The organism is Thalassospira lucentensis, assembly GCF_032921865.1.
GTDB lineage: Bacteria > Pseudomonadota > Alphaproteobacteria > Rhodospirillales > Thalassospiraceae > Thalassospira > Thalassospira lucentensis_A.
This window is the reverse complement of the sequence record NZ_CP136684.1, coordinates 2389827-2412178: the sequence shown is the minus strand read 5'-3', so window position 1 is coordinate 2412178 and position 22352 is coordinate 2389827. Positions and strand designations below refer to the sequence as shown.

The following is a 22352-nucleotide window of genomic DNA, read 5'->3' as shown; positions in this document are numbered from 1 at the left end:
ATAAACTGGCGTGCAGTTGCATAAGCGGATCATAAAAAGCGATCAGGCGCGTAGCACTTTGTGCTGGCTTGCGGCAGCCTATATCCGGTTCGTCCGGCTCACCGGTCGCTGGCACACGGAAGGCGGGGATCATCCCGCCCATTTCCTGACGGAGGGCAAACCGTTTATCGTGGCTTTCTGGCATCAGCGTTTGCTGATGATGCCCTATACATGGCGTTCGGTTGCCGGTGACCGCCCGTTTAACATGCTGATTTCATCGCATCGCGATGGTGAAATCATTTCCCGCACCATTGGTCATTTCGGGATTGCCACGATTGCAGGGTCAACCGGGCAGGGCAAAGGCGGTGCGGCAGCGTTGCGGCGCATTCTGAAGGCGCTGAAATCCGGTGAAGTCGTCGGCATGACCCCGGATGGACCACGAGGACCGCGCATGCGGATTTCGGATGGCATTGTGCAGGCGGCAAAGCTTGCAGGCGTTCCGATTTTCCCGCTGACCTATTCGGCATCAAACCGGCGCGTCTTTGGCAGTTGGGACCGGTTCGTGCTGCCGCTTCCGTTTTCAAAAGGCGTTTTTAGCTGGGGCGATCCGATCCATATCGGACGGGATCTGGATGATGCCGGGCTGGAGGAAAAGCGGCTGGAGCTTGAAGCGGCCCTGACCAGGCTGACACAGGAAAGCGACCGCAAGCTTGGCCTTGACGTGATTGAGCCCGCCGGACCGGATGAACTTCCCAAACAGAAGCGTTCGGCCATGGCAGCGGCAGAACAGGAAAGCGCCAAATGAGCCTGTTTTACGCCTATCGCGTGGCGACACGGCTTTTGGGTCCGGTACTTGGCATTTATCTGCAACGGCGCAAAAAACGCGGCAAGGAAGATGCAGGACGGATCGGTGAACGGTTCGGTCATGCCAGTGCATTACGCCCGAAGGGGAAACTCGTCTGGATACATGGTGCCAGTGTTGGCGAATCCCTATCATCCCTGCCGGTGATTGATGCCATTCGTGCGCGTTTTCCCGAAACCTCGATCCTTGTCACCACCGGCACCGTTACGTCGGCGGCAATGATGTATCAGCGCCTTCCCAAAGGGGTGATCCATCAGTTCATTCCCATTGATCGGCAGGTTTGCGTTGCGCGTTTTCTGCATCACTGGAAACCGGATGCGGCTCTTTGGCTTGAAAGTGATTTCTGGCCCAACATTCTGACCAAGGCCAAAAAGGCAGGGACAAGACTGGCACTGCTTAATGGCCGCATTTCGGCCAGAAGCTTTAAAAGCTATTCACGATTTCCATCCTTTATCACGCCGGTCATTTCCGCATTTGACCTGATCCTGACGCAAGGAAGCAAGGAAACCGAACGGTTCGTTTCCCTTGGCGGCAAGGATGTGCGCGCCGTCGGGAACCTGAAATTTGCAGCCCCCCCGCTGCCGGTCGAAGCCGACGCCCTAACCGAACTGCAATCGCAGATCGGCACCCGCCCGGTATGGCTTGCGGCAAGTACGTTTGAGGGCGAGGAACTGGCCTGCGCACAGGTTCATCAAGCACTTTCGCCAAAGCATGACAGCCTTTTGACAGTTATTGTTCCCCGTCATCCGGATCGTGCTGATGAAATCGAGGCGGATCTGATTGCCCAGGGATTGCGCGTTGCCCGCCGAAGCCTGGGGCACAAAATCACCGAAGATATCGACATCTATCTTGGCGATACGATGGGCGAGATGGGGCTTTATTACCGGGTTGCACCGGTTTGCCTGATCGGAAAATCCCTTTGTGCGTCCGGCGGGCAAAACCCGCTTGAACCGGCACGGCTTGGATGTGCCATTCTGCATGGCCCCGATATGAGCAATTTTAGCGAGATCAGTCAGGAACTTCTTACAGCACACGCCTGCCGACCGGTTGCTGATCGTGACGACCTGACAAGGCAGATTGATATTCTTCTGACCCAACCGGAAAAGGCGAGCGCACTGGCAAATGCCGCCTTGGCATATGCCAATTCAAAGGCCGAGGTTCTCGAACGAACCATTGATGCGATCACCCCGCTTTTAACCGGGGAGGTTGCCAATGCGCGCGCCTGATTTCTGGCTGGCAGACGGCTGCATGGCCAAGGCACTGTCGCCTTTTTCCCTGCTGTGGCGCGCAGGTGCAGGCATTCGGGCGATGACAACAACCATGCGCCATCCGGGATGCAAGGTTTTCTGCGTTGGCAACTTTACCATCGGCGGTGCGGGTAAAACACCGACGGCAATCGCGCTGTATCACACGTTGCACAAAATGGGCATTCAGGCCCATTTCCTGAGCCGTGGATATGGTGGTCGGGAAACCGGCCCACATCGTGTTGATCCGACGAAGGACACCGCAGCCGATGTCGGGGACGAGCCACTGCTTCTGGCGCGAACGGCGCCGGCATGGATTTCGCGGGACCGGGGCATGGGCGCCGAAACGGCCAGAAATGCGGGTGCCGAGGCCATCATTCTGGATGACGGACTGCAAAATCCATCGTTGATCAAGGATTGCAGCTTTGCGGTTGTCGACAGCGTTTTCGGGATTGGAAACGGTCGCGTCATTCCCGCAGGTCCGATGCGCGAAACCCTTGAACAGGGATTGGCCAAAGTTCGTGCGATCATTCTGATCGGTGATGGCAATCCGCCGTTCCTGAAAAACCTGCCAGCTTCGGTTCCGGTTTTGCGCGCCCGCATTGTTCCCTGCAATGGCGCCGAATTTGCCGGTCGCAGGGTTCTCGCCTTTGCGGGGATTGCCCGCCCGGCCAAATTCCATGATAGTCTGCGCGCAGTCGGTGCTGATATTGTTGCGACCGCCGACTTTGCGGATCATCATCCGTTCCGTGCGTCCGAATTGGCGGAGTTGCATCAAAAAGCCAAGGCGTTGAATGCCGATTTGGTCACGACAGAAAAAGACCTGATGCGCTTGCCTGCCGGGCAGCGGAACGGCATAAGCACCCTTGATATTGTGCTGGAATTCGAAGCCCCGGACCAGCTGGAGAAAATAATTACGGCGGTGTTGTCCGATGCCTGAACGCAGTGCCTTTTACCAAGCACGACAGAAATATATTTCCCACCCGTTGCAGGGATTGGCAGCGCATCTGATTTATTGGCTTTTTGCTGCCATGCCGATTGATATGGCATCAAACGCTGGTGGTACATTACTGCGAAAGTTTGGCCCCAAACTCGGCCAGACAAAAAAGGCACGAAACAACCTGACACGCGCATTTCCGGAAAAATCCCCGGAAGAGATCGAAACGATCATTTGTGACATGTGGGAAAATCTGGGACGCAACGCGGCTGAAATCCCGCATCTGCATAAATTGCGCCCGGGAGGCCCAAGGATCGAGGTTGTCGGCCTTGAGAACGGCATGGCTTCTAAAGATGATGACAAACCGGGTGTTTTCTTTACCGGCCATATCGGTAACTGGGAAATCGGCATGACGCTGGCAACTGCGATGGATATGGACATGATGTGTGTCTATCGCGCCCCGGATAATCCGTGGGTTGATCAGTTATTCATTCGTGCCCGCAAGACTTTCCGCGGTCAACTGGTAAAAAAAGGGGCACAGGGTGCCCGCCAGATTACCAAATACATGAAAGAAGGCGGACATGTCGCGATGCTGGTCGATCAGAAAATGAATGACGGCATTGCCGTACCGTTTTTTGGTCGTGACGCCATGACAGCACCGGCATTGGCGCAGTTTGCGCTAAAATATGACTGCCCGGTAGTACCGGTACGGGTGGAACGACTGGGCGGCGCCTATTTCCGCATGACATTTTATCCGGCACTCGAAATTGTCCCGACCGATGACCGTCATGCCGATATTCTGCGCATCATGACCGAAGTTAATGCGATCATGGAAAGCTGGATTCGTGACCGACCCGCGCAATGGTTGTGGCTTCACAGACGCTGGCCGAACTGATCATCGTTAATCGCACCCGGCATTAACCGAATGGGAACACCCTTGCAGCAGACTGGTGGATACCTCTCCACCTTGTCCGGGGGAAGTTCCCTTTTGCTGCGTTTCGTCGTCCCGCTTTTTCTGATTTTTGTTGGTTCAATGTTTGCCGTCTGGCCGTCATTCGCGCTGGAAGGTGATGTTGGCAAGATAGAAAGCAGTTCAAAGAATGTGCGGATACGGATTGCCGAACTTGATCTGCAATTGCAGACACATCTGCGAGAAGCCGTTGAGAAGTTCGGGGATCGCCAGATCGAGTGCGGCAAGAGTGCCGAGAAAAAGCCGCTGTCTGATTGCATTGCCGAAGACGGTGATGATCTGACCCAAACCAGACTGTCAATCGCGCGCACCAAAGATGGCGACGTGAAAGACGGCCCGCTTGACGAGCTTGCCGCGACCGAAGAACGCTTTGCGATGTTCATCGAACGCATGAACAAAACCAACGATCTTCTGTCACGTGCCGGGGCAAAGATGTATCGAACGAGTTTCGATATCACACCGGAAATGGATCAGCTTCGCCGACAGGTTATCGCCTATGTCGAACGCAAACAGGAATATGATCTGCGCCTCAATCAGGCCATGTTGATCGCCGGTGTAACCCTTGTCCTGATCGCTATTTTCGCGATGATTTTTTTCGCCACACGACGCATTCGGGGAAATTAACAGCGATCATCATTTGTCGCAGGACAAATTGCATTGATAATGCGGTCAATCCCCTTTACCGAGTGGCGTAAGAGCCATCGCCCGAGGAAACCATAATGACACAGGCCTACTGGCAGGACATTCTGGTCGCATTGCGCCAGATCATCCGCGCAACCGATCTTCATTCCAAACGAATGATGAAAGCCTGTGGCCTGACCATCCCGCAGGTGATGGTCCTGCGGGCGATTGACGAATTGCAGAACGTCACGGTGCGTCGCATTTCCAATCATGTGTCACTTAGCCAGGCAACGGTTACCACAATCCTGAACCGCCTTGAACAGCGCGGGCTGGCAGAACGCCGCCGCAGCACCACGGACAAGCGTGTGGTCAATACGGTTCTGACAGAGGCAGGTCAGAATGTTCTGAAAGCAGCCCCCACCATGCTGCACGAAGAATTCATATCGCAGTTCGATGCCCTGCCAGATTGGGAAAAGACGCAGCTTCTGTCATCCATGCAGCGGGTTGCCACCATGATGAATGCGGAAAATATAGATGCGGCTCCGTTGCTTGACGTCCGCCCTGCGGACGAAATTCCGCGTTAAGCTGGTTCAAGCCGGATTACAGATCGGTAATCACAACTTGATGGCCATTACGTCGGGCATCCCCCACCGCATTGAATTTTGTGCCATCACCACTGACTTTGGCGGCGTGAACACCGCCAAAGAACATATCCTCCGCATCCCAGCGCTGCTGGTCTTCCAGGCTAAGTCCATCCAGAAGCGAACCGTCAAATCCCGGTTCGACCGACAAAAGACTGTCTTCGACATGAAGTCGCGGTGCCGCCACAGCCCCATGCAGGGTCATGTCATAGGCATCGATATTCAGCATCACCTGCAACATGGTTGAACGAATGCGGTTTGACCCGCCAGATCCAAGTGCAATCGCATCACCATTCGCCGCCAGATACAGGGCCGGGGTCATCATTGATGTCATGCGCACACCGCACGGCCAGTGATGGAAACCGTCAGGCGACAGATCGGCCTCGCCCAGCATGTTGTTAAGCATGATCCCGGTCCCAGGAACCATCCGCCCGGAGCAGGACCCGTTCGAAATTGTCGCGGCGGCAAGATTGCCATCGCCATCAACCACGGAAATATGGGTCGTGCCATTCTGGCTAAGCGGGCGTTCCCCAATCATCGACCGGTAAGCTTCGCAAAATTCGTCGGCAAGGATTGTCGGGCTTGCGCCATGTTCGCTACGTGCCAGCCCCGTGGCATGAAGAATGCGCGAAATGGCTTCAAGATGACGGGCCGATCCAAATGCCCCGAGCTCAATTTCGCGCGCAAGCTTAAGCCCGAACCCGACCAGAACCCCGCCCGATGCAGGCGGCGGGTTTAAAACAAACCGTCCGTTGCGTCCGGCAATCAATAGCGGATCACGGACCAGAACCCGGTATGCCGCCAAATCAGCGCCCGTAAGATAGCCACCATATTCCCGGCATTCGGTCACAAGCGCATGACCAAGATCGCCGTGATAAAAACCGTCCGAACCGGTTCGCAACAAATATTCGATGCTGTCGGCCATATCTGCCTGACAAAGAATGGAACCCTCGTCCGGCAATTCAAATCGGTCTTCATCCTGATGTTCCAGCGCACCGAAAACCGCCCGGCTGTCTTTGGAAAAGGCCAGAAGCGGGGTTACGATCCCCATGACGTATCGCTGAAACGCATCCAGCCTGATCCCGTCGCGCGCAGCCGTAATTGCCGGTTCGGCCAGCATCGCCATCGGCAATGATCCAAGATCGTCATGCAGCTTGAAAATGCCGGCAACCACGCCCGGCGCTGCAACCGAACCGTATCCACCGTGAAATTCCTGGGTAACGCCACCGGCAAATGTCGCAAACCGGCTTTCAAATTCAAGTTCCTCGCGCGGGCGTTTGGCAAGCGGGGTTTCAACAAAGAAATCATAAAGCCTTGGCGGCTTTCCCGCCGGACGCGTCATGACAAAACCGCCGCCGCCAAGCGACGCCAGAACCGGCTCCGCCACGCATGCCGTCCATATCGCGGCGGTCACCGCGTCAAAGGCATTGCCGCCAGCCTCAAGCACATCGGCAGCCGCGCGTGCTGTGACATCATGTCCTGCGGCGACGGCTCCGTGCTTTTTCATGGCAGACGTTCCCTATTGTTTATCCATCGTCAATTGCTGGCCTTTGCCTTTGCGGCCTTTTGTGCGTCTTCCATCGGCGGCACAAGCAGGGCCGCGTCGACACGCGCATCCCCGACATTGATCCGCCAGTCCAGATGCGGTCCGGTTGCCCGCCCACTTGCCCCGACCTTGGCGATAGGATCACCCTGACGAACCACATCACCAACTTTCACATCGATTTCCGACAGATGCAAAAAGGCTGAAACCATGCCAAGCCCGTGATCAATAAACAGGGTCGCCCCGGAAAAATACATATCGGGATGCGCCAGCGTCACAATCCCGTCAGCCGGTGCGACGACTTCGGTACCGGTCGGAACGGCAATGTCTATCCCCCAATGCGGGGCACGCGGTTCACCATTCAAAATGCGTTGTGATCCATAAACGCCGCTGATCGGCCCCAGAACCGGCCAGATAAAGCCGTTCTTGTAAAATTCCTGGGTAAATCGTTCGACACGTGCTTCGCGGGCCTGACGCGAATCATCCTTGATCCGTTCCATAACGTTCGGGTCCGGTGTCACCATCTTGGGCGGCAGGCCATCAATCCGCTGGATATCAAATTCGCGATCCCCGATATCATAGGCATATTCTTCGACTGCCCCGTCAGCGTTGCGCAGCGTCAGCTTTGCCGGGCCTTCGTAATCGCGTGGAAAGCCAAGGATAAAGGCCCCGTCCGGCCCGATCGTATCAATCGCCTTGCCATCCAGAAGGATGCTGCTTCCGGGGGCGGTCTGCCCGAACACGATGCCGCCCTGAACAAACTGGCCCTCATAGGTCGGCTCGGCCGCGATAGCACCGAAACACGATACAATCAAACCGGTTGTTGCCAGAAACGTGGTCATTCCGAAACGCATCACAAAAGGCTCCCTTGCCTGTCATCATCTTTGGGGGCCGGGTCTTTTTTCCGGGCCGGTTTCGGTTTGGATGCGGATTTCGGCGCGACTGTGGCAACCGGTGCCGCCTCGGGCTCTCCAGAGGAATACGTCCCTGCTGTTACATCGGCACGTCCATCCTGCATTTCCAGAATGTAACCCTGCCCGGCAATCAGATCCGATGCTTTGCCGATCAAACCTTCGTCCGCACCGCGCACCACGGCAAAACCGCGTTTGAGAACATTGCGATAGGAATAGCTTTCCAGAAGACGGTCATAGCGCGCCAGTCCTTCGGTTTCGCGGTTCAGGATATTTTTAACCGCCGCCTGCATCCGACCAGCCAGATCGCCGATCTGTTTGTGATCACGTGCGATATCGCGTTTGGCATTTGCCGGGCGAAGTCCGGCGGCCGCCTGATCAAGTCGGGCCTTTTGCATCTGGATCGCGGATTTGATCGCACCATCCAGCCGCAGACCAGCATTTTCCAACCGCCCGCGTTTTTCCGAAAGCTGTTCACGCGGGCTAACCAGCCTTGCCCCGGCTTCGTTCAGACGCGCACGCGCCTGCTGTAAAACACTGCCTGCGGCACGTGGCAACCGATCGGCCCAGTTATCAAGGGCCTGACTGCGTTCTTCAAGCATCCTGCGCGGATCGCCAAGACCACGCACAAGGCTTTCAAGGGCGGTGCGTTTTTCCACGCCAAGCCGACGGACGGCCTGCGTCAGACGAAGGCCGTCTTCCTCGACCTGACCAATCAGATCAAGTCGCACAGGCACAGCCTTTTCCGCGGCCCCCGTCGGGGTGGGCGCGCGCAGGTCGGACACAAAATCAATCAGGGTGGTATCGGTTTCATGGCCGACCGCCGAGATCACCGGAATGTCGGATTCCGCCACCGCACGGGCAATGATTTCCTCGTTAAACGCCCAAAGGTCTTCAAGTGACCCGCCACCGCGCGCGACGATCAGGACATCGGGGCGCGGAATATTGCCATAGGGCAAAAGATCATTGAAACCGCGCACCGCCTGCGCGACCTGTTCAGCCGCCCCGGTTCCCTGCACCACCACGGGCCATAACAAAACCCGGCGCGGGAAACGTTCGCGAAGCCGATGCATGATATCGCGGATAACCGCCCCGGTCGGGGATGTTACAATCCCGATGACATCGGGCAGGAACGGGATCGGCTTTTTGCGATCCGGGTCAAACAGTCCTTCGGCGGCAAGTTTCTTTTTGCGTTCTTCCAGAAGTTTCAGAAGCGCGCCTTCGCCTGCGACTTCCATCGTTTCGATGACAATCTGGTATTTCGACCGGCCCGGAAATGTCGTCAGTCGGCCGGTAACGATGACTTCCATGCCGTCTTCGGGTGCGATGCCAAGCTTGGACGCCTGCCCGCGCCAGCAAACACCGTCCAGCACCGCCTGATCGTCTTTGAGGGCGAGATACATGTGACCGCTGCTTGCGCGCTTGAAGCCGGAAATTTCGCCGCGCACACGCACAAACGAAAACGCATCCTCGACCGTGCGTTTAAGCGCGTTGGAAAGATCGGAGACCGAAAATTCCGGCAGATTTCCCGGTTTCGCGGGTTCTTCGGGCATGGGAGCGAACGGGTCGAACAAATCTTGCGTCATCAAGGGCACTTTATGCTAAAAGCCCGCATAAATTTTCAAGCGGGATGGGGTGCAAGCCTAGCTCATCCCGTCTGGACCATCAAGCAGTCGGACACGTAATCGAGGTTAAAATCATGAAGGTTCTGGTCGTTGGCGGTGGCGGACGTGAACATGCATTATGCTGGGCAATTGCCAAGAGCCCGCGGCTGAACAAGCTTTGGTGTGCGCCGGGCAATGCCGGGATTGCCGATTCAGCAGAATGTGTCGCCATTTCCGATAGCGATATTAACGGCCTTGTGAAATTTGCCGCCGACAATGCGGTCGATCTGGTGGTTGTAGGCCCCGAGGCCCCGCTGGTCGCGGGCCTTGTTGATGCGTTGGATGCAGTCGGCATCAAATCGTTTGGCTGTTCCAAGGCTGCCGCACAGCTTGAAGGCTCCAAGGGTTTCATGAAGGACATGGTCGCAAAGTTCGGCGTGCCGTCAGCGGCCTATGGCCGTTTCACCACCCCTGACGATGCCCGTGCCTTTGTTGAAAAGCACGGTGCGCCGATTGTCGTCAAAACCGATGGCCTTGCCGCAGGCAAGGGTGTGACGATTTGCCAGACAGTTGACGAAGCCTTTGCCGCAATTGACGAATGCATGGTTGGTGGCAAGTTCGGCGATGCCGGTGCGGAACTGGTGATCGAGGAATTCATGACCGGCGAAGAAGCATCCTTCTTTGCCGTCTGCGATGGCGAGAACGTCATCCCCCTGATTGCGGCACAGGATCACAAGGCCGTTGGCGAAGGCGATACCGGCCCGAATACCGGCGGTATGGGTGCCTATTCCCCCGCACCGGTCTTTACGCAATCGGTTGAAGACAAGGTCATGGAACAGATCATTGTTCCGACCGTCAAGGGCATGGCCGCCGAAGGCCATCCGTTCAAGGGGGTTTTGTTTGCCGGTCTGATGATTGACGATGCGGGCAATCCGAAACTGATCGAATACAACATCCGTTTTGGCGACCCGGAATGCCAGGTTCTGATGACGCGCCTGAAATCGGATATGCTTGATATCCTTGATGGGGCGGCCACCGGAAAACTCGATACCGTCAAACCCGAATGGCATGATGAAACCGCCATGGTCGTTGTCATGGCCGCCAAGGGTTATCCGGGCAGCTACGAAAAAGGCACCGAGATCAGAAACGTTGCCGATGCGGATGCGATGGACAAGGTCAAGGTCCTGCATGCGGGAACGAAAATGGATGGTGACCAACTGACCGCGACAGGGGGTCGTGTTCTTGGCGTTACCGCACGTGGCACGTCGGTGACCGAGGCGCAGAAACGCGCCTACGAAGCCGTTGACGCCATTAACTGGCCGGGCGGTTTCTGCCGCCGTGATATCGGCTGGCGCGCGATTGCCCGCGAACAGAAGTAAGCCTTTGAATTAAAAAAGACCGGGTCATGCAGCCCGGTCTTTTTTCATGCCTGCGTGATAACGCACCGCACATTCACCATTCGGGCCATGTTCGATGGTTGCCTCGACACCGAACACATCGCGCAGATTTTCCGATGTCAGAATGTCGGCAGGGCTGCCAATGCCCACCAGTTCCCCATCACGCATCACGGCAATCCGGTCGCAATACATCGCGGCATGGTTCAGATCGTGCAGGGCTGCGACCACGGTAACCGGCAATTCGCGCACCAGTTCCAGTAATCCAAGCTGATGGCGGATATCCAGATGGTTTGTTGGCTCGTCCAGTAACAGGAATTTCGGTTCCTGTGCCAGCGCGCGCGCAATATGAACCCGCTGCTTCTCGCCGCCCGAAAGTGTATGCCAGAACCGGTCGGCCAGATGGGTCATGTCGACATCACCAAGGGCGCGGTTAACAATCGCATCATCCCGTTCAGACCAGGGTGACAGCATGCTGAGATATGGTGTGCGCCCCAGTGCCACCGCCTCGCGCGCGGTCAAGCGGTCTGTGGTGTCGGCCTGCTGTTCGACAAAGCCGATCTGCCGGGCCAGTTTGCGACGGCCATGCTTTTTCATGTCCTGCCCTGCCAGCATCGCATGCCCCTGATCAGGTGGACGAATACCGGCCAAAACCGACATCAAACTTGTTTTGCCCGATCCATTCGGCCCGATCAGGCCAAGGAACTCGCCTGGTTCAACCCGGATCGAGACATTTTTAATGATCTTGCGAAAACCGGCAGACCAGACGATATCGCGCAGTTCCAGGGTCATCGCAAAATCCTTCCGTGACACAGGATCAGGGCAAAGGCCGGCGCCCCGACAAGGGCAGTAATCACCCCGATTGGCAACACCTGCCCCGGAACGATCACGCGTGAGATGACATCGGCACAGACCAGAAACAGTGCGCCAATCAATGCCGATAACGGCAATACCAGCCCATGGCGCGTTCCGACAAAGAAGCGCGCGGCATGCGGGATTACCAGTCCAACAAAGCCGATGGAGCCCACGATGCTGACCATCACCGCGGTCATCATTGCCGCCGCAGCAATCAGGACGGCATAAACGCGTCTGACCGGAACACCAAGTGATGCCGCGGATTCACGGCCAAACGTAAAGGCATCAAGTGCGCGTGCATGCCAAAGACACACGATAAGCCCGACAATAGCCACGGGCAAGGCCAGCCACACATCGGGCCAGCGCACGCCGCTAAGATTGCCCAGAAGCCAGAACATGATGCCGCGCGCCTGTTCCGCACTGGCTGACTTGGTGACAATGAAGGATGTCAGGGCGTTAAACATCTGCGACCCGGCAATCCCGGCCAGAATGATTGCCCCCGTGCCGCGCCCGGCCTGTAACGCCAGAAGAGTCACAAAGGCGAATGCCGCCACTGCGCCGATAAATGCACCAAGTGACAGTGAAAGCATCCCGGCCCCAAGACCAAGAATCACGATACTGACCGCACCGGTCGACGCCCCGGCAGAAATGCCCAGCAGATAGGGATCGGCAAGACTGTTGCGCAAAAGCGCCTGCAGGACCGCGCCGGAAACGGCCAAGGCCGCCCCGCAACTTGCGGCAACGATGGCGCGGCTCAGCCGATAGTTCCAGACAATACCGGCATCGATCGCATCCACCGGATGACCGGCATCCCATAAATGATTGGCAATCGTATCGATCACCGTACCCACCGGGATTGCTGTTTCACCCACCGATGCGGCAACCGCCAGGACCGCAGCCAGCAACATCAGCGCGGCAAATGCCACGCTGATGCGTTTTAGGAAAACGGGGCTGGAAATGACTTTACCGATCACTGGTCTGATCACTGGCCCGATCACTGAGTAGCCTCGAACGCCTCGATTGCCTTGGCCAGCGTTTCAATGCCCTCGATTGTCCGCATGGTCGGGTTCATCGACTGGGCATCCATGACGACGATATTTCCGCTTTTGACGGCACTCATCTGACTGGTTACCGGATCGGATTTCAGGAACTGCATTTTCAGTTCCCAGTCATCAGCCGGAAAACGGCGACGATCCATTTTGCCAATCGCAATGATATCGGGATTGGTTCGTGCGATGGTTTCCCACCCGACTGTGGGCCATTCATCGTCACTGTCGATAACATTGTCGACACCAAGGATCGACATGACATAGGCCGGCGCACCTTTCTGACCGGCAACAAACGGATCAACATCGATTTCAGCACTGGAGAACCAGAACAGGGCCGAAATGCCCTTGCCGTTGACGGCGGCGACTTTTTCACGTGCGGCTTTTTCGCGGGCTTTGAAATCGGCAATCAGTTCGGCGCCACGTTCCTCGACATCGAAGATTTTCGAAAGGTCATCTATCCCCTGATAGATCTGATCCATCGAAAAGGCATCGATTCGGGTTCCGTCGCCGCCCGTGGTGTTGTCCTTGCCCATGCAATCAGCCGGTGCGGTATAGACCGGGATTGAAAGTTCGGCAAACTGGTCAATCGTTCCGACCTTGCCATTCGGGCCGATATGCCATTGGAACTGGGTTGTGACCAAATCGGGTTTCTGGCCGACCACACTTTCAAAGCTGGGATCGTTATCTGCCAGACGCGGAATGGTGGCGTTAACGTCGCGAAACTGTTCCTGTACCGGCCCAAGCCATACGGCCGTTCCAACCACCCTGTCGGCCAGCCCCAGAAGATAAAGCAGTTCGGTGCTGCTTTGGCCCAGCGATACGACACGGTTCGGGGCCTGATCAAAGGTCAGAGTCCGACCACAATTTTCCAGTGTAAGCGGATATTCCGTCGCAGATGCGTATTGCGCGAAAGAAGCCAGCCCTGCAGCAAACACCCCGACTGCAAGAACCCGTTTGTTAAGTTCGATCACTTTGCGTCCTTTCATGGATATACCGATCCGGAATTTCATTCCCGATCAGGCATATCAAACCAATAAATGTTATGTTATAACATAACATCAAAGTTACTATGGTCAAGAGACTGGCAAAGGTGCTGAAAAATGGCGGGAAATGTCAGAACCCGAAAGCAGGCATAACGCATTGCAACCTGCGTGAGACGGTGACATGTACCGACATCCTCCGGGGCACCCCGCCCGGTCCGTCGTCGTCATGTCAGCAGGTCTCCTGGCTCGCGGGTCGCTGTGCTTTTCTGCCTTCCCGGGAAATATCCCAGTGGCTTTCAGAAGAAAAACACTCACCGCCTACAGTTGCGGGGGCAGCTTCGGTTAACCGTCCAGACGAACGGCTTCGAATTCCCTTTATCCTTGTCGGATACTGACATCAATTGATGTCACATAGTCACACAGACCCGTCAAGAGAATTGCAAACCGGTCGCAATCATCAAGGGTCAGGACCTGGTTTCCTAATAGGCGTTCGCTGCCGCCGTACCATCCCCGCCCAGTCGTCCAAGGATGGCCGATACATCACGCATGGGCGGTGCGCCAAACATGCGGGCATATTCGCGACTGAACTGTGATGCGCTTTCATATCCGACTTCATAGGCCGCGGTCGCCGCATCCTTCATTTCCGTCAGCATCATCTGGCGCGCCATCGTCAGGCGAAGGCGTTTCTGATACTGAAGCGGGCTCATGGATGTTACCTGCTTGAAATGATGATGGAAGGAGGACGGGCTCATATTTGCCTGTGCAGCAAGATCATCGACCCGCAGTGGTGCTGCAAAATCGTCCTTCATCAGACGGATGATCTTGGAAATGCGCTGCATGTTGCTGCCGCCCATTCCGATTTGTGCAATCCGGGCCCCCTGAAGGCCGCGCAACAGGCGATAATGCACTTCGCGCAGAAGCATCGGCGCCATCACCGAAATATCGTCTTTCTGATCGCACAGGCTCAACAGGCGCATCACGGCGTCCAGCAAGGTATCGCTGGCATCATCGACATGAAGCCCGCAATCGCTTTCGGATGCGGATCCGATCTGAAGATCGATCTGGGTTACAAGGTCACTTAGCATCTGGCCGTCAAGTTCAATCGACAAACTGCGATACGGAAGGGCTGCACTGGCATTTGTCACACACCCGACAATGGGCAGGTCAACCGACGCCACCAGATACTTTCCGGGCGCGTAACTGAAAACCGCCTCGCCCAGAGTGACCTCTTTAGCACCTGACGCGATAATACAAAGGCATGGCTTATAGATTGTCGGGACTTTCATCGATGGCCCGGTCGCGCGATACAGGTGCATCGCACTCACCGGCGTCTGGGCAACGCCTTCTCCTTCGCAGTATTTGTCAATCAGTTCAGACATCTCTTCGAATACAGACATCACCAAACTCCTTTGTTTCTCTAATATGAACTATACCGATCCGGACTGTACTGAAAAGCGGTTTTCGTACCGTTCGGAGGATCAGGCAATTGATCAAGAGTTCTGTGTATTCATCAAATTGCTGTTTGCACTCACATTGAGCGCCATCAACCAAACACGGAGGATGTCATGTCGCTTATGTCCAGCAATGTTGAAAACAAGGTCGTCGTTATCACCGGTGCCAGCAGCGGGATTGGCGAAGCCACGGCAAAACTTCTGGCTGAAAATGGTGCAAAGGTCGTTCTGGCCGCCCGCCGCACGGCCAAACTCCATTCCATCGTCGCCGAGATCGAAGCCGAAGGCGGCACCGCCACATGCCGCGCGGTTGATGTCACCGATGCCGACGATGTCGAAGCACTGGTCTATTTCGCCAAAAACACCTATGGCCGCGTTGATGTGATGTTTAACAATGCGGGCGTCATGCCCCTGTCGCCACTTGCCGAACTGAAAATCGACGAGTGGAACAAGATGATCGACGTCAATATCCGTGGCGTTCTGAACGGTATTGCCGCCACCCTGCCATTGTTCAAGGAACAGGGCGGTGGTCATATCATCAACACCGCATCGATCGGGGCGCATCTGGTATCGCCGACCGCCGCGGTTTATTGCGCCACCAAATACGCCGTCTGGGCCATTTCAGACGGCCTGCGTCAGGAAAGCCGGGATATCCGCGTTACCATGGTTTCGCCGGGTGTTACCGAAACCGAACTTGGCAACGATATTACCGATGACAGCGCCAAGGGGTTCCTCGGCGAACTACGCAAAACCGCCCTTAGTCCGATTTCGATTGCATGGTCTGTCCTTTATGCAATCGCCCAGCCCGACAGCGTCGATATCAACGAGATCATCGTACGCCCGACGGCATCGGCATATTGATCCGTACCGCCCAAGGAGGCCCGCATGGCACGTCATATGTTTGCGTCTTCTATCACCAGTCTTCTGATGCTGTTTTCCAGCACAGCCACCGCACAGGAGGATACCGTCATGTCCGGAACCGCGTCGAACGATCCGCATCCCTATGTCGGCATGTGGGTCACGGCAGACGGTAACATCCGTCAGGAATTGCTGGCCAATGGGCGTTATGACGAGGCGCGCGGCAATCGTCAGTCCGCCTATCAGGGACGTTACGAAATTTCAGGCAATCACATCGATTACTGGGATGATACCGGCTTCACCGCAGATGGCTATTTCGAAGATGGCGTTCTGTATCACGCCGGAATGGTTATGTATCGCCAGCCGCTGCAATAGATATTCTGATTTCAGAGCCCCACTGCACCGGTTAACTCCGATGCAGAACCCGCAAGGAACGGCATCCGATGGATGCCGTTCCTTTTTCATGAGTGAAATCTTTAACGATGATCAGCTTGCCGTCGCGGGCACATTGTCGGTCGGAACATTCAATTCGCCAGCGGCTGCAAAGGTGAACAGATCAATCGGTTCGGAAAGCCCGCGCACGTCCATTTGCCCGATCTTGCGAAAATCATCCGCAGCAAGATACTTCGTCGTTGTCCCCGAAATCAGAACATCGGTCCCGAGTTCCTTGTTCATGACTTCGAGCCTTGCAGCAAGGTTCACCGTATCACCATGCACGGTATAGCTTTGGCGCCCACCACCACCGACACTTCCAGCGATCACCGTTCCAGTACAAATACCAATCCGGGTTTGAATGTGAATACCGGCAAAATCACGCTGATGAACAAGATCATTGATCTCGCGTGCGGCCCGGATGGCACATCCGGCATGGTCGTCATCCTCGACCGGGACATTGAATGTCGCCAGAACGGCATCACCCTGAAACTGCGTAATCACGCCATGATGACGGGTGATGATCTGTGACACCGCATCGAAATAGGCATTCAGGACTTCGACAATTCCTTTTGGCCCGATGGTTTCTGTAAGCTTGGTGAAATCGGCCACGTCCGCAAACAGGATGGTTGCCTCACGCTCAATCGGGGACAGTGTCCCGCGTTTGGAAATCAGCACCTCGGCCACGGCGGGCGGCACATATTGTCCGAAAATATCGGAAATGGCGCTGCGTTCCTGCTCTGCCTCAATCTGGCGGTGGACCGTATGGCGCGCCCGCCACATCACCAGACCAATCAGGATGGCAACAATAACCAGTGCCAAGGCTTCCTGTACGCGGCTCCAGGCGCCGATAAAATCGGGGCTAAAGAAATAGGTCACAAAGGTTTGGGTATCGGGCGATGTACCAATATCCTGCCAGTCATAGGTTTGCGTCATATCGCGGATGGCATAAAGGAACGCGCCAAGCCATCCGGCGGCACCGCAAATACCGGCCCATAAAACAAGCCCCGGTGAAAAGCTGAATGCGGCAACACCAAGAATGATGAAATAAAACGGGAAGATCGGTGTGCGGAAAATCACCGCCTGGGGCAGATCGACATTATCAAACACCGGCTGCGTCGCAATCAGAAGAGACAGGAAGCCAATATCAAGCGCAATGAACAGATACTTGATCCAGTTCCGATCATAGGATGATCCGATAATCCGGTAATGGATAATGCCAAACCCGGCAAAGACACCAAGTGCAATCAGATATTCAATGGCACGTAACGGGTCGCCCGACCGCGACGCCACAAGCCAGACCCCCATCAGGATCAGCGCGACCAGACGCCCCTTGATCGCCAGACGAAGGCCTTTCTGTTCTGCCTCGTGGAAAATGGCGGCCTGCTCAGATTTTCCAATAACAGTTTGCTGCATGAACATGCCTTTCTGCGATGGCGACCCCGCCATTTTAATGATTGCAAGTTTATTTAGGCAGACATCGAACATACCGCTATGCGAAAAATGCAGATATTACGATCTTGAATTCGCCATGTTTTATCCCGATTACGTCCACACTGTCCGGTATAGTTCCGGACATCTTAAATTAACGGGACCTGATTGATGACGACTTCTGTGGAACGCAGACGATTTCTGAAATCCATGGCCGCTGCCGGGCTGATCCTGCCGGGTATGTCGCTGGTCAATGGCGCATCGGCGGCCAACGAAAAACTTGATCTTGGCGAACCGCAAAGCTTCAGCTTTGACGCCCTGATCAAACGCGCCGAAGCCATGGCAAAATCGCCTTATGAGCCGCCTGTCGCCCCCGATCCCGAAATTGTCGGCAAGATCGATTACGACATTCATGGCAAGCTGCATTACAAGCGCGAATTTTCACCATACGCCGATGGTTCGGGCACCTACCCGCTGACCTTCTTCCATCTTGGCATGTATTTCGCCAAACCGGTGCATATGCATCTGGTTGACGGTGGCAAATCGCGCGAAGTGGTTTATACGCCCGACTATTTCGACATGCCCGAAGACAGCATCGCGCGCAAACTTTCGGAAAACAGTGGCTTTGCCGGTTTCCGTCTGCATGAAAATGTCGAACGTGATGACTGGAAGACCCAGGACTGGGCGGCGTTTCTTGGCGCGTCCTATTTCCGTGCGATTGGCGATGAAGGCCAATATGGCCTGTCGGCGCGCGGTATTGTCGTCAATACGGCAACGTCGCAGCCCGAAGAATTCCCCGATTTCCGCGAATTTTATATTGAGCCTGCGAAATCGGCCAACGCCCCGGTCACGGTCTATGCCCTGCTCGATGGTCCCAGCATCACGGGTGCCTACCGGTTCTATCTGACGCGCGGCGAAGGTGTGACGATGGATGTCGAAAAACACCTGTTCCTGCGCAAGGATATCGAACGCCTTGGCATCGCCCCGCTGACCAGCATGTTCTGGTATTCCGAACAGAACAAATCGTTCCGCTTTGACTGGCGCCCGGAAGTCCATGACAGTGACGGGCTGGAGCTTTGGACCGGGAATGGCGAACGCATCTGGCGTCAGCTGAACAACCCGGAAGTCATCCGTACATCGGCATTTGGCGATAAAAACCCGCGCGGGTTTGGACTTATGCAGCGGGATCGCGAAGTCAGCCATTATCTTGACGGTGTGCGTTATCACCGCCGCCCCAGCCTGTGGGTCGAACCGCTTGGCGCGTGGGAAGACGGTGCCGTGCAGCTTGTCGAAATCCCGACAGATGACGAAATTCACGACAATATCGGCGCTTTCTGGGTACCGAATGCTCCTGCCAAGGCGGGCAATAGCTATCAGTTCCGTTATCGCCTGTATTGGCAGGCCCATAACCCGTTCCCGATGGACAAGCTTGCCCATGTTACCGCCACCCGCATGGGGCGCGGCGGCAATCCCGGCACGGTCCGTCCGAAGGATGAACTGAAATTCTCGGTCGAGTTCGAAGGTGAAATCCTTGGAACCTTGGCCTATGGCGAGTTCCCGGAAGTCATTGTTTCAACCTCGCGCGGAGAAATTGTCCGCACCAAGATCGAGCCGATCATGGATACCCGTATCTGGCGTGCGGCGTTTGACCTTAAAGTCGAGGGCACCGAGCCGGTTGATTTACGGATGTATCTGAGACGCGGCGATGCACCGCTTAGCGAAACCTGGATGTATCAGCATCTGCCGGGATTGCGCGGACAGACACGCGAATAAGAACAAAGGCCCGTCATTTTGGCGGGCCTTTTACTTTTTATCTTGGGCCTTAGCGCAGCGACCCAAAGAATTCCTTCAGAAGCTTGCCTGCCTCGACCTCGCCGATCCCGCCGTAAACTTCCGGTCGGTGATGGCAGCTTGTGCTTTCGAATACCCGCGGACCATGATCGATGCCACCGCTTTTAGGGTCATAGGCCCCGAAATATACCCGCCGCAGACGGGCAAACGAAATTGCGGCGGCACACATCGGACAGGGTTCAAGCGTGACATACAAATCGCAATTGGGCAGACGCGGTTCGCCCTTGGCCCCGGCAGCGGCACGGATCACAAGGATTTCGGCATGGGCCGTCGGATCATTGAGTTCCTCGGTCAGGTTACCGGCACGCGCCAGCACCTCGCCACTGTCGGCATCGACCAGAACCGCACCGACCGGCACCTCGCCACGCCTTGCGGCGGCGCGCGCCTCTTCCAGCGCCATATCCATATAGCTGTCTGCGCTCATGATTTGCTTTCCATCCCGGAATAATGAGTTGGCCGCAGCATCATCATACACGGCCCATCGCACTGTCTGTTGACTGTTTTTCTTGAGTTTTAAGGATATGAGATTGCAATCTGTGCAAGGATCGGTCAAGCGGTGATAAGATCATGGCCGATTGCACATATGCATGAATTGCCGTTGCCCTTCTAACGCACCGGGGTTAGTTTCCGGCCAAATTCATGGCATCGCCAGCAAACATAGCGAACAACTGCCACCACCAACGGGATTTGACAGATCATGAGTGCCAGAAAACCGATCATCGGCATTACCCTTGATTCCGAGGAACCCGGTGGCTATTCCAAATTTCCGTGGTATGCGCTGCGTGAAAACTATGCCGGTGCGGTCACGGCGGCGGGCGGCATTCCCATGCCCCTTCCCCACGAGGTTGAACTGGTTCCCGATCTGCTGGATCTGATTGACGGGCTTGTTGTCACCGGTGGCGCATTTGATGTCGATCCCAGCCTGTTTGGCGCCGAAGAACGCCATGATACCGTGGTGACCAAAGACCGCCGCACCAAGTTTGAATGGGCGATGGCCGAAGGTGCGCTGAAACGCAATATGCCGGTTCTGGGTATTTGCGGCGGGCAACAATTGCTGAACGTGATCCTTGGCGGATCATTGATCCAGCATATTCCCGACAGTGTTGAAAACTGCCTGCCGCATGAACAACCCAACCCGCGCAACGAGCCGGGGCATGATGTGACCGTCGAAGCCGATACCCTGCTTTCGCGTATTGTTGGCGATGTCAAAAGCCTGTCGGTCAATTCCGCCCATCATCAGGCCGTGGATAAGGTCGGCCCGGATGTGATCATCAATTCCCTTGCCCCTGATGGCGTGATCGAAGGGATTGAACATCCGGGATATCGTTATTGTCTTGGGGTGCAATGGCATCCCGAATTTCATATCAGTTCGGGCGATGCGAAAATCTTCGACGCCCTGATTTCCGAGGCCCGCAAATGAGCGACCAGACCCCGAACCCGACAGAAGATACCGAAGAAAGCAAACCCGAGCGCATTGCCAAACGCATTGCGCGTTCCGGCGTTTGTTCGCGTCGTGATGCCGAACGCATGATCGAGGAAGGTCTGGTGAAGCTGAATGGCAAGGTGCTTGATAGCCCGGCCGTAACCGTCACCGACGAGGACGAAATTTACGTCAATGGCAAACCATTGCCGCAAAAGGAAAAGCCGCGCCTTTGGCGTCTGTTTAAAAAACGCGGACTGGTCACCAGCCACCGTGACGAACAGGGGCGCGATACGGTTTTCGAACATCTGCCAAGCTATATGCCGCGCGTGATTTCGGTCGGCCGTCTTGATCTGAACTCCGAGGGTCTTTTGCTGCTGACCAATGATGGTGAGCTTGCCCGTTATCTTGAACTGCCTGCCACCGGCTGGGCACGCCGGTATCGGGTGCGCGTTCACGGCCGGATTGATGAGGCAAAACTCAAACAGCTTGAAGACGGTGTTACGGTTGACGGTATCAATTACGGTTCGATTCAGGCCGAAGTTGATGTTCAGAAAGACAGCAATGCCTGGATGACCGTAACCCTTCGCGAAGGTAAAAACCGCGAAATCCGTCGCGTGATGGAACATCTTGGCTGGCCGGTAACCCGTTTGATGCGTGTGTCCTATGGCCCGTTCCAGTTGGGTAACCTGGCACCCGGCGATTGCGAAGAAATCACCGGCAAGGTGATGAAAGAACAGCTGGCCGCGTTCTTCAAGGGTGATTACAGCAAGGTTTCCGAAAAGAAATCGGTCGCGCGCGGTGGTACCGGCCGCCCCAAGGCACCGCGCACAGTGTTTGGCAAACCAGCCGCGCCGCGCCGTCGCCAGCAGGGCAACAACCTGAACGCCGTCACCGATGACACCCGGACTGAGAACGGCTTTGAAAACCGGACACGTCCGGGCAATCGCGCCAGACCGGCCGTCGCACGCGGAGAGGTATCGCGTGGTGGTCCTGCGCGTGAAAATCGTGAAAACCGCGAAGATCGTAACGACCGCGGCGCACGAAACGACAGGGACAATCGTTTTGATGATCGCGACAATACAAACCGCCCGGCCAACAAAGGCCGCGGGCGTTATGCGCCCGGTGGCAAAGCCGGTGGCGAACGCAATAGCGACGGTGGGAAATCGTTTGGTGGCGGTCGCGGCAAGCCATCTGGCAATACCGGCGGCAATAATCGCGGCAGCATTGCCGATGGAAAACCCGGCAATCGCCCGGCGGGACGCAGCGGATCGAAACCGGCGGGCAATCGCCCGCGTAGCAAGAAGGGCTAAGGC

21 protein-coding genes and 1 riboswitch are annotated in these 22352 nt (G+C 56.0%); of the genes, 12 read left to right on the top strand and 9 right to left on the bottom strand.

What is annotated here, in order from left to right:
• The first annotated feature begins 10 nt into the window (after window positions 1–10).
• The 6 genes from R1T41_RS11700 to R1T41_RS11675 all read left to right on the top strand — a co-directional run bounded on the left by R1T41_RS11700 (window position 11) and on the right by R1T41_RS11675 (window position 5197).
• Window positions 11–784 carry a lysophospholipid acyltransferase family protein gene (locus tag R1T41_RS11700; protein WP_317337191.1) on the top strand — a complete coding sequence of 258 codons (774 nt, stop codon included), beginning with the start codon at window positions 11–13 and terminating at the stop codon, window positions 782–784.
• A complete protein-coding gene (locus R1T41_RS11695; protein ID WP_317337190.1) occupies window positions 781–2067 on the top strand; it encodes a 3-deoxy-D-manno-octulosonic acid transferase in 1287 nt (428 codons plus the stop codon). The genes R1T41_RS11700 and R1T41_RS11695 overlap by 4 nt, the downstream gene beginning before the upstream one ends.
• Window positions 2054–3025 carry a tetraacyldisaccharide 4'-kinase gene (lpxK, locus tag R1T41_RS11690; RefSeq protein WP_317337189.1) on the top strand — a complete coding sequence of 324 codons (972 nt, stop codon included), beginning with the start codon at window positions 2054–2056 and terminating at the stop codon, window positions 3023–3025. Before R1T41_RS11695 ends, lpxK begins: the two co-directional genes overlap by 14 nt.
• Window positions 3018–3917: a lauroyl acyltransferase gene (locus R1T41_RS11685; protein WP_317337188.1), complete on the top strand. Its 900-nt coding sequence runs from the start codon at window positions 3018–3020 to the stop codon at window positions 3915–3917. The genes lpxK and R1T41_RS11685 overlap by 8 nt, the downstream gene beginning before the upstream one ends.
• A gap of 93 nt (window positions 3918–4010) precedes the next feature.
• Window positions 4011–4616, top strand: a complete 606-nt coding sequence (locus tag R1T41_RS11680) for a hypothetical protein (RefSeq protein WP_317337187.1) — start codon at window positions 4011–4013, stop codon at window positions 4614–4616.
• A 95-nt stretch (window positions 4617–4711) separates the two neighbouring features.
• Window positions 4712–5197: a MarR family winged helix-turn-helix transcriptional regulator gene (locus R1T41_RS11675; protein WP_062950673.1), complete on the top strand. Its 486-nt coding sequence runs from the start codon at window positions 4712–4714 to the stop codon at window positions 5195–5197.
• Window positions 5198–5213: 16 nt separating this feature from the next.
• Here the strand turns inward: R1T41_RS11675 and R1T41_RS11670 are convergent, their stop codons facing one another.
• The 3 genes from R1T41_RS11670 to xseA are packed head-to-tail and all read right to left on the bottom strand — an operon-like array spanning window position 5214 to window position 9294.
• Window positions 5214–6761 carry a gamma-glutamyltransferase gene (locus R1T41_RS11670; RefSeq protein ID WP_317337186.1) on the bottom strand — a complete coding sequence of 516 codons (1548 nt, stop codon included), beginning with the start codon at window positions 6759–6761 and terminating at the stop codon, window positions 5214–5216.
• Window positions 6762–6790: 29 nt separating this feature from the next.
• Window positions 6791–7651: a M23 family metallopeptidase gene (locus tag R1T41_RS11665; protein ID WP_317337185.1), complete on the bottom strand. Its 861-nt coding sequence runs from the start codon at window positions 7649–7651 to the stop codon at window positions 6791–6793.
• Window positions 7651–9294 (bottom strand): exodeoxyribonuclease VII large subunit, encoded by a 1644-nt coding sequence (gene xseA / locus R1T41_RS11660; protein WP_317337184.1) that lies wholly within the window; start codon window positions 9292–9294, stop codon window positions 7651–7653. Before xseA ends, R1T41_RS11665 begins: the two co-directional genes overlap by 1 nt.
• Before the next feature lie 113 nt (window positions 9295–9407).
• On the opposite strand from xseA, the gene purD reads away from it, so the two are divergent.
• Window positions 9408–10691, top strand: coding sequence for a phosphoribosylamine--glycine ligase (gene purD, locus R1T41_RS11655; RefSeq protein ID WP_317337183.1), 1284 nt, complete (start codon window positions 9408–9410; stop codon window positions 10689–10691).
• A gap of 24 nt (window positions 10692–10715) precedes the next feature.
• Here purD and R1T41_RS11650 read toward each other — a convergent pair whose 3' ends face one another.
• From R1T41_RS11650 to R1T41_RS11635, 4 genes are all read right to left on the bottom strand, one after another.
• The gene (locus R1T41_RS11650) at window positions 10716–11498 is read right to left on the bottom strand and encodes an ABC transporter ATP-binding protein (protein WP_317337182.1); all 783 of its coding nucleotides are present in this window, start codon (window positions 11496–11498) and stop codon (window positions 10716–10718) included.
• Window positions 11495–12547, bottom strand: coding sequence for an iron ABC transporter permease (locus R1T41_RS11645; RefSeq protein WP_317337181.1), 1053 nt, complete (start codon window positions 12545–12547; stop codon window positions 11495–11497). The genes R1T41_RS11650 and R1T41_RS11645 overlap by 4 nt, the downstream gene beginning before the upstream one ends.
• Before the next feature lie 8 nt (window positions 12548–12555).
• Window positions 12556–13596, bottom strand: coding sequence for an ABC transporter substrate-binding protein (locus tag R1T41_RS11640; RefSeq protein ID WP_317337180.1), 1041 nt, complete (start codon window positions 13594–13596; stop codon window positions 12556–12558).
• Window positions 13597–13806: 210 nt separating this feature from the next.
• Window positions 13807–14004, bottom strand: a riboswitch (cobalamin riboswitch).
• 68 nt (window positions 14005–14072) lie between these two features.
• The gene (locus tag R1T41_RS11635; protein ID WP_209221288.1) at window positions 14073–14990 is read right to left on the bottom strand and encodes an AraC family transcriptional regulator; all 918 of its coding nucleotides are present in this window, start codon (window positions 14988–14990) and stop codon (window positions 14073–14075) included.
• Between the two features lie 168 nt (window positions 14991–15158).
• Between R1T41_RS11635 and R1T41_RS11630 the strand changes: the two genes are divergently transcribed.
• Entirely contained in the window at window positions 15159–15905 is a 747-nt protein-coding gene (locus R1T41_RS11630) for an SDR family oxidoreductase (RefSeq protein WP_181850075.1), read from the top strand.
• A gap of 24 nt (window positions 15906–15929) precedes the next feature.
• Window positions 15930–16277 carry an Atu4866 domain-containing protein gene (locus R1T41_RS11625; RefSeq protein WP_062950683.1) on the top strand — a complete coding sequence of 116 codons (348 nt, stop codon included), beginning with the start codon at window positions 15930–15932 and terminating at the stop codon, window positions 16275–16277.
• A 111-nt stretch (window positions 16278–16388) separates the two neighbouring features.
• Here the strand turns inward: R1T41_RS11625 and R1T41_RS11620 are convergent, their stop codons facing one another.
• On the bottom strand, window positions 16389–17750 hold the full coding sequence (locus tag R1T41_RS11620; protein WP_317337178.1) for an adenylate/guanylate cyclase domain-containing protein: 1362 nt from the start codon (window positions 17748–17750) through the stop codon (window positions 16389–16391).
• 186 nt (window positions 17751–17936) lie between these two features.
• On the opposite strand from R1T41_RS11620, the gene R1T41_RS11615 reads away from it, so the two are divergent.
• The gene (locus R1T41_RS11615; protein ID WP_317337176.1) at window positions 17937–19538 is read left to right on the top strand and encodes a glucan biosynthesis protein D; all 1602 of its coding nucleotides are present in this window, start codon (window positions 17937–17939) and stop codon (window positions 19536–19538) included.
• Window positions 19539–19587: 49 nt separating this feature from the next.
• Here R1T41_RS11615 and R1T41_RS11610 read toward each other — a convergent pair whose 3' ends face one another.
• On the bottom strand, window positions 19588–20040 hold the full coding sequence (locus R1T41_RS11610) for a nucleoside deaminase (RefSeq protein WP_037991063.1): 453 nt from the start codon (window positions 20038–20040) through the stop codon (window positions 19588–19590).
• Window positions 20041–20313: 273 nt separating this feature from the next.
• On the opposite strand from R1T41_RS11610, the gene R1T41_RS11605 reads away from it, so the two are divergent.
• Together R1T41_RS11605 and R1T41_RS11600 are read left to right on the top strand one after the other, a co-directional pair.
• Complete coding sequence (locus tag R1T41_RS11605; protein WP_247794036.1) at window positions 20314–21036, top strand: gamma-glutamyl-gamma-aminobutyrate hydrolase family protein; 723 nt, start codon at window positions 20314–20316, stop codon at window positions 21034–21036.
• A complete protein-coding gene (locus tag R1T41_RS11600; RefSeq protein ID WP_317337174.1) occupies window positions 21033–22349 on the top strand; it encodes a pseudouridine synthase in 1317 nt (438 codons plus the stop codon). Before R1T41_RS11605 ends, R1T41_RS11600 begins: the two co-directional genes overlap by 4 nt.
• Window positions 22350–22352: the final 3 nt, after the last annotated feature.